Annotated in this window: 8 protein-coding genes and 1 rRNA gene; 8 read left to right on the top strand and 1 reads right to left on the bottom strand. The window is 52.0% G+C overall.

Annotation, left to right across the window (positions count from 1 at the left end):
- Positions 1-82 (top strand): 5S ribosomal RNA (gene rrf, locus QWF21_RS18205); the annotation flags it as partial.
- A gap of 68 nt (positions 83-150) precedes the next feature.
- On the opposite strand, the gene QWF21_RS16950 is transcribed toward rrf, so the two are convergent.
- Entirely contained in the window at positions 151-1,080 is a 930-nt protein-coding gene (locus QWF21_RS16950) for a 1-aminocyclopropane-1-carboxylate deaminase/D-cysteine desulfhydrase (RefSeq protein ID WP_330089240.1), read from the bottom strand.
- Positions 1,081-1,170: 90 nt separating this feature from the next.
- Here QWF21_RS16950 and QWF21_RS16945 point away from each other — a divergent pair, with 90 nt between their 5' ends.
- From QWF21_RS16945 to QWF21_RS16915, 7 genes are all read left to right on the top strand, one after another.
- Positions 1,171-2,124 (top strand): hypothetical protein, encoded by a 954-nt coding sequence (locus tag QWF21_RS16945; protein ID WP_330089239.1) that lies wholly within the window; start codon positions 1,171-1,173, stop codon positions 2,122-2,124.
- Positions 2,108-2,704, top strand: coding sequence for a PilN domain-containing protein (locus tag QWF21_RS16940; protein WP_330089238.1), 597 nt, complete (start codon positions 2,108-2,110; stop codon positions 2,702-2,704). Before QWF21_RS16945 ends, QWF21_RS16940 begins: the two co-directional genes overlap by 17 nt.
- Positions 2,701-3,339, top strand: a complete 639-nt coding sequence (locus tag QWF21_RS16935) for a hypothetical protein (RefSeq protein ID WP_330089237.1) — start codon at positions 2,701-2,703, stop codon at positions 3,337-3,339. Before QWF21_RS16940 ends, QWF21_RS16935 begins: the two co-directional genes overlap by 4 nt.
- Positions 3,317-3,631 (top strand): hypothetical protein, encoded by a 315-nt coding sequence (locus QWF21_RS16930; RefSeq protein WP_330089236.1) that lies wholly within the window; start codon positions 3,317-3,319, stop codon positions 3,629-3,631. Before QWF21_RS16935 ends, QWF21_RS16930 begins: the two co-directional genes overlap by 23 nt.
- Positions 3,632-3,695: 64 nt before the next feature.
- On the top strand, positions 3,696-5,279 hold the full coding sequence (mshL, locus tag QWF21_RS16925) for a pilus (MSHA type) biogenesis protein MshL (RefSeq protein WP_330089235.1): 1,584 nt from the start codon (positions 3,696-3,698) through the stop codon (positions 5,277-5,279).
- 10 nt (positions 5,280-5,289) lie between these two features.
- A complete protein-coding gene (locus tag QWF21_RS16920) occupies positions 5,290-6,183 on the top strand; it encodes an ExeA family protein (protein WP_330089234.1) in 894 nt (297 codons plus the stop codon).
- A complete protein-coding gene (locus QWF21_RS16915; RefSeq protein WP_330089233.1) occupies positions 6,180-7,232 on the top strand; it encodes a tetratricopeptide repeat protein in 1,053 nt (350 codons plus the stop codon). Before QWF21_RS16920 ends, QWF21_RS16915 begins: the two co-directional genes overlap by 4 nt.
- The last annotated feature ends 2 nt before the right edge of the window (positions 7,233-7,234 follow it).

Raw genomic sequence — 7,234 nt, 5'->3', positions numbered from 1 at the left:
CCCATTCCGAACTCAGAAGTGAAACGCAGCTGCGACGATGGTAGTGTGGCATTCGCCATGCGAGAGTAGTACACCGCCAGGCACCTTATTCAAGCCAAAGGCCTACCCTCACCGGTAGGCCTTTTTGCGTTAAAGCGCCTGAATGAGGTTTCAGCCTTGAGCCGCTAAAATTTGATAGTCTGCTTCAGTGAGTGACCCTCTATAACGTAACCCTGCCAATCCTTGCAAGCCACCAGTATGAAAGAAACTAATACTACTGCCCTTGGGAAATGCGCCCTGTGCGATCAACTGGTACAAAGCAGACATGGCTTTGCCGGTGTAGATCGGTTCAAGGGTGATCTGATGGCGCTGTTTGAAATCCAGACAAAACTCCAGCAGCTGTGCATCAAAACGGCCATAGCCCTTGCCGGTATAACCGGTTATCAGCTGCCAGTTGTTTGTTTGTGGGCACCATTGTGTAATCCTGGCCGGCAAGCTCAGATCCTTCACCACGGCGATACCTAGCACCTGAGCATCTGGGTTACCAAGGGCTAACCCTGCGAGAGTGCCACCACTGCCGGTGGCTGTTACTATAAACTGGCTGTTGCCATGCGGGGTTTTGGTTAAATCCAGCTCTGATACACCTTGCACGCCAAGCATGGAACTGCCACCTTCCGGCACAATCAGAAAATCCGGATACTGTTGTTGCAACTGCGCTAACCAGGCTGGGTTGCTTCGCAAACGATAGTCAGTTCGACTGATGGGTACAAGCTGCATGCCTGAAGCAAGGCAGTGTTTTAGGGTTGGGTTCTCGGTATCCAGCTGATCGGTGCGAACCAAACCAATGGAGAGCAACTGATGCTGCTGGCAAGCTATGGCGCTAGCCGCCAAGTGATTGGAGAATGCACCGCCAAAGGTCAGGATGCCCTTTTTTCCTTGTTGCAGAGCGACTTTCAGTGGATAGTGCAGCTTTAATCCTTTATTGCCGCAGAGGGCATTGGCTGCTTGTGTTGTCTGGTAAAGCCATAGCCCCACTTGATGCTGATCAATGGATGGCTCCCAGATTTGTTGCCAGTTATTTGCTGGCTTCTTGATCATCATGCTAAGCTAAACCTAAAAGATACCTGAACAGAATTAAAACAACAGTAAAGTCGTGGATTATAACGGCTTTTAACGCAGGTTAGATCCTTTATGTGGACATCGCTTCAAAAGCTTTTTCAAAAGCATGTCAGTGAGCGTTCAGTCGCTGCACTGCATTGGATGAGTGACGGCTGCACTCTCATTGTCTTGAGTCAGGATAAGCTGTCGCTGCGTTGTACCTTTCGGCGAAGTCTGATGTTTCAAAACAATGACTGGCTAAGACCATTGCAAAAGCTACTTGCAGAGCTGCCCCCAGTTCAGCAAATGACGGTTACTCTGGCTCCTGAATTTTATCAATTGGTCCAGCTTGATAAGCCTGAAGTTCCTGAGAATGAACTAAAAGCAGCGCTACGCTGGCAACTGAAGGATTTGGTTTCGTTCGAGCCTGGTGACATGCAATTTGATTACATCGACTTACCGGGTGCTCATCAGCAGCAGAGTCGGCTTCAGGTGGTTGTAAGCAGCCAGAGGATGTTGCGACCATTGGTGCATTGTCTGCACAGCGCCAGAGTTCCGGTAAAAACGATACTACCGGAAGAGTGGGTCCTGAAAAATCTATTGCCGGCTCAAACGCAACCGGTGCTGCTGTTATCCCAAAGAGTCGGTCAGGACTTATCAATAATGATTTTACGCGCTGGCAGGGTATGCTTTTCGCGACGGGTTCGTGGATTACCGTCGCCTGAGCAGCTTAGCTTAGATAGTTTGCACCAAGGTTATTTGGATGCTCTCAGCCTGGAGGTGCAGCGTTCAGTTGACTATTTTGAAGGTCAGTTAAAGCAGGCGCCGGTCCGGCAATTGGTGTTAGCAATCAATACCGCTTTGCAGGCCGATATTGCCGGCTTTTTCCGTCAACTTGGCTTTGCTGAAGTGCAACAGCTGCAATTCAGCCAATGGCTACCGGAACTCGATCTTCAGCAACAAGCACAGTTCGCCACATCGTTGGCAGCCGCCCTGGAGTATGAAAGTACTGCAGAGCAGGAGGTCGGGTATGAAAACGCAAGTTAATTTGTTTGATGCTGCTTTATTACCAGTCACAGAACGCTGGAGCTTATCACAATTGTTGTTCGCGCTTGGTATTACAGTGTTGCTGCTTTCACTGGTTTGGGGCGGTATGATTTTTCAGCAACGTCAGATAAATCAAGACGTGCACAGTATTCAGCGGCAGTTACAGCAACAGGCATTGCATCAGGAGCAGTTTACGCAACTGTTGCAGCAACGTGCGCCTTCTGCGGAGCTGACTCGCAAGCAAGCTTTGTTGCAGGCCAGGTTGCATCGCAGCCAGCGCTTGAATGAGTTGTTGCTGCAGCAGCAGCAACAACAGCAGGTTCACTACTCACAGGTAATGACACACCTTGCAAAGGTTGATGTGCCTGAGCTTTGGTTAACTGAGTTTACCTTACATCAAAACCACAGTAGTTTCCGGGGATACTCTTTGCGTTCGGCTGCGGTACCTGGCTGGCTCCGCCGTTTGGCAGAGCTGCCGTATTTTGAAGGGCAGGGTTTTCAGAGCCTAACCATGCAGCAAGCAGATGAATCCGGGCTTTTGCTCTTTCAAGTGCAATCCCTACCTGGGAGTGCACCATGAATTGGCAACAACTAAAGCATCGATACGATACCCTAAAGCTACGTGAGCGGCGGCTGGTATTTTTTGCGAGTTTGGTACTGCTTTTGTGGTTGGTGGCAATCTATTGGTTGGAACCTGCCTGGCAAGCCTCTCAGCAACAGCAGCAGGAGCTTCGTCAGGCAAGGCAGCAGTTGCAACAGACAGAGCTAAGTATTGCCGAGTTGCAGCGAGAGCTTGGACGTGATATCGATCAGGATACCCGGCAGCGGATTGCGCGATTGGAACAACGTCTGGCCCTGGAGGAGCAACAGTTGGCCGAGCGGGCGGTACATTTTATTGGTGCGGACAGAATGTTGCCGATGCTACAAAACCTCTTGATAAGCGACCCTGACGTTCGGTTGTTATCGTTAAGCAGCCAGGCCCCCAAAGTGATAGCGCATGACGAAGCGCAACAGGCACTGTTGTATGAGCACCGAATCCAGTTAGTGTTGCAAGGTGAGTATCAGGCACTAAGTGCGATGATGCAACAGCTTGAGCAACTACCCTGGCAACTGGGCTGGCGCAATGTGCACTATCGCGTTATGCAACACCCTTTAGCTGAGCTTTCAATCGAAATTGTAACGGTGGGTGATCATGCAGATTTTATTCAGCTTTAGTGTTTTGTTGTTACTGATTAGTATGGCTGCCATGGCCGATCCAACACGCCCGGCGCGGGGAGCTAGCCAGCTGAGCCAGCCAGGCGCAGCTGATGTCATCATGCAGTTGCACTTAATTCGATGGCAGGAGCACAACGCACATGCTGTGATTAACGGTCGGGTTCTGCAGGTAGGAGACGAAGTGAATGGGTACCGTTTGCAGGCGATCCATCCCGATCATGTGCAGCTGGAACAGGCGGGTGTACAGCGGCAATTATTTCTATTTCAGAAGATGACCCACAATGATGAATAAAGTATGTTTCAGACGGTTAAGCTTTAGCTGTGCGTTGGCAATCGGATTGAATGGCTGTCAAGGTATGCAAAGCGGCCATCAGGCCCAGCAGGCAAAAGCCACTTTAGAGCAAGCCGTGTCCGCATCACCTGCTCTAGCCGCGGCGGAAATCCCGCCATCGGTGACTCAGGATCTGTTGGCTATGGCAGCAAGGCCGCAACCAGAGATCATGGTGTCTGAACCACGTTTTAATGTTGCAGCCAGCCAGGTTGGGTTGCAGGATTTTTTTGCCTCCCTGGTTGTAGACACCGATTACAGTATCGCGGTACACCCGGATGTACAGGGTACTATTAGCCTGAATTTACGCCAGGTTACCCTGCCAGAGACCTTGGCGGTGGTGCAGGATTTGTATGGCTTTGATATTCGCCGGCAAGGCAGGGTGTATCAAGTACAGCCTGCTGGGTTGAGAACTGAAACCATCGCGGTGAATTATCTGATGTTAAAGCGCAGTGGCTTTTCTGCCATTTCGGTTAACTCCGGTGGCGTGTCGCAAGACATGCGAAGTGGGCATCAACAGCGTGGTCGCAGTGTGCAACAGCAAAATCAACTGTCGCAAAATCCGATGTTGGGTACTCAACAGGGCATGCAACAGCAATTCAGTGGCAGTAACATACACAGTGAGAGTGAAACGGACTTTTGGAAAGATTTGCAGGATGCATTACGTCAGATGCTTGGCTCAGGCGCTGATCGTATGGTGGTGGTAAGCCCACAAGCGGGGTTGGTGACGGTGCGCGGTATGCCGGATGAAATTGCTGCGGTACGAACCTTTCTTGGCGTTGCCGAGCAGCACCTGCAGCGTCAGGTGATTCTGGAGGCCCGAATTATTGAAGTGACTTTAAGTGATGAATTCCAGCAAGGGATTAACTGGAGTAATGCGCTGGCCTCGGTTCGCTCCACCAATTTCAATTTTACTACGACCGGCGTTACACCTGGTAACCCAACCAGCTCTGCCCTCGGAGGAGTGACTGCGATTTCTTTCAGCAACGCGGATTTTAATGGTGTGATTAATTTGCTGGAAACTCAGGGCAGTGCCCAGGTGTTATCCAGCCCCCGGGTGACCGCTATTAACAACCAGAAAGCTGTGATCAAAGTTGGCCAGGATGAGTATTATGTCACCAATATCAGCAGCGATACGACTGCTACGGTGGGAGGGACCATCAGCACACCGTCGATCGAGTTGCAGCCGTTCTTTTCAGGTATCGCATTGGATGTGACGCCGCAAATTGACCAGCATGGTCAGGTCATTTTGCATGTGCATCCATCGGTCACTGAAACTGCTGAACAAATCAAGACCATTCGGCTTAGCAACGAAGAGGTGGTGCTGCCACTGGCTCGTAGTAATATCCGCGAATCAGACACCATTATTCGTGCCCGCAGTGGTGAAATTGTAGTGATTGGCGGCTTGATGCAAACGGTTAGTACGGACTCTGTATCAAGAACGCCGGTGCTTGGCTCTATTCCTTTGCTTGGGCAACTCTTTACCAGCAAGAATACACTGGAACAAAAAAAGGAACTGGTGATTTTGCTGCGCCCTGTGGTGGTAGAGCCGGAGCAATGGCAGCCGCATATTCAGCAATCGGCAGATAGCCTTAATCGCTGGTATCCCTGAGGCTCTGGCCATGTACCTTGAGCACTTTGAGCTGCAGCAGTTGCCCTTTAGCCTGACGCCAAACACGGTGTTCTATGTTGGGTTAGTGCCACACCAGCAAGCTTTTGAAGTATTGCAGACGGCGCTTACAGCCGGGGAAGGTTTTATTAAAATTGTTGGGGAGGTTGGCACTGGCAAAACCCTGCTGTGTCGCAAGTTGCTGCACTCGGCGCCAGCACATTGGCGCCTTGCGTACCTGCCAGACCCGTCGTTATCGCCTATTGAGCTGCGCTGGGCTTTAGCGGCTGAGCTCGGTTTGCACTATTCCGGCAATATTGATCAACAACAGTTGCATCAGCTACTGCAGCGGCATTTACTGTTGCTGGCCGCCAGGCAGCAGCAAGTGATCCTGGTGATTGATGAGGCACAGGCATTGCCTGATGAGACTCTGGAAACATTACGCCTGTTAACCAACCTGGAAACGGAGCAACGCAAGCTGTTGCAGGTGGTGCTCTTTGCTCAGCCGGAGCTGGATCTGCGGCTGGCCAAACATCGGTTTCGTCAGTTACGTCAGCGCATCAGTTTTTCTTACCAATTGCGGCCTATGACTGTGGCTGAGGTCGGGGCTTATGTCCGGGCTCGTTTGCAGATTGCAGGCAACTCAGATCTGCGCTTTAGCTCTTTGGCGCTGCTTGGGCTGGCTAAATACAGTCGTGGTATTCCAAGGCTGGTAAATGTTCTGGCACATAAAGCCTTGATGTTGGCCTATGGCCGGGGGCAGTTGCATATCAACTGGAGGCATATCCGTGCGGCGGCACAAGATACCGAAGACGTGCCAGCAGTTCGCTTTGCTGCCTGGGTACCGGCAGTCTTTATGTTGGTGACCCTGGTTGGGGCCGCATTCTGGCATTGGGGTCCTTTATGAGTGTGATCAATCAGATGTTGAAGGATTTGGACCAACGCCAGTTGGCTGCACAGTCTCAGCCAGGTGCATCGCAGCTGTTACCTTCGCAATCAGTGGTCCGACGCTGGTGGCTTCTTTTGTTGCCCGTCGGGATCCTCGTAGTGTTGCTATGGTTCTGGTCGCAATGGTCTGCAGGTAGTCAACAGGCGCAGCTATCTCCTGCTGCGATGGCAGCTGCTGTTCCCACGCTGACAGCCGAGCCTGAGCTTAGTTTTGAGCAGAATGAGGCAGAACTTTCTCTGCTGGTAGCGACAGAAGCTGTCATTGAGAGCAGCAAAGAGCCTAAGTCAGGGTTGCTGCCAGATCCTATTGGCTCTACCGGGCCTGCAACGCCGCCTCAGGCGGTACAAGCCATGGTAGCGGAGCAAAAACCACAGCACGCGGTGGATGCCGCAGAAGCGCCGCAGGCACAACTGAAAATAGAGCGGGTTGAGTTAAGCGCGGTAGAGCAGCAACAGCGTTTGCGGCAACAGGCACTAGAGGCCGAGCAAGCGGGTCGGCCTGATGCAGCTCGTGCGGCATGGCAGCAGTTACAGGCCCAGGCTCCGCAGCAGCCCGAGGCCTATCAGGCTTTGGCTCGCATGGCGCAGCAGGCTGGTTATGAGGCAGGTAGCCAGTATTGGTTGCAATTGGGGTTGGCACAAGGGGCCGATGCCAGTCAGTTGGTGCCGCTGCTTGCTGCTAGCTATGGTCGTCAGCAGTTGTGGGCTCAAGCGCTTCAGGCATTATCACAGATGCATGAGTCTGGTTTGCGGACTGCTGAGCTGGCACTTCGGGCCACGGCCTGGCAGCAACTGGGGGAGCATCAAGCTGCGGTGGTTGCTTTTGAGCAATTAGCCAGGCTGGAGCCTCAGCAGGGACGTTGGTGGCTGGGGATGGCTATTAGCTCCGATGCGTTAGGTCAGCGATCTATGGCTGTGGCGCAGTTTCAACGCAGTTTGCAATTGGGGAATGATTTGAACCCGGCAACGAAAGAGTATATCCGGCAGCGTTTACAGGAGCTGAATTGAGC

This window comes from Alkalimonas mucilaginosa, from assembly GCF_036327005.1.
Lineage (GTDB): Bacteria > Pseudomonadota > Gammaproteobacteria > Enterobacterales > Alteromonadaceae > Alkalimonas > Alkalimonas mucilaginosa.
The sequence above is the reverse complement of the archived record's forward strand: the minus strand, read 5'-3'. Positions and strand labels throughout refer to the sequence as shown.